This is a genomic window from Vibrio sp. 10N.261.52.A1 (genome assembly GCF_002876325.1).
In the GTDB taxonomy this organism is placed as follows: Bacteria; Pseudomonadota; Gammaproteobacteria; order Enterobacterales; family Vibrionaceae; genus Vibrio; species Vibrio chagasii.
The window spans coordinates 1-343 of sequence record NZ_MCYD01000312.1 but is presented as its reverse complement, the minus strand read 5'-3'; the positions used below and the strand labels follow the sequence as shown (position 1 = coordinate 343).

Annotated in this window: 1 pseudogene; it reads right to left on the bottom strand. The window is 42.6% G+C overall.

From position 1 onward, the window contains the following. Positions 1 to 65: 65 nt before the first annotated feature. Positions 66 to 343 (bottom strand): annotated as a pseudogene (locus BCT81_RS03815) (FAD-dependent oxidoreductase); the annotation flags it as partial.

The following is a 343-nucleotide window of genomic DNA, read 5'->3' as shown; positions in this document are numbered from 1 at the left end:
AGCTCTTTTTTACTATCAGCGTTAAGCATTTTGAAAGCTTAACTCTTCTTCGAAAAGCTAGCTAATTAGTGAAGCTTTAGATTTGGACGTAGAACACGGTTGATACGGCCAACCAACATCATTAGTGACGTCTTGATGATTCCGTGAAGCGCCATCTGGTGCATGCGGTACAAAGAGATGTAAACCACGCGAGCAATACGACCTTCAACCATCATCGAACCTTTAGTCAGGTTACCCATCAAGCTACCTACCGTAGAGAAACGGCTTAGTGATACTAGTGAGCCTTTATCTTTGTAGATGTAATCTTTCAGGTCACGACCGTTCAGCTTAGCAATGATGTTAC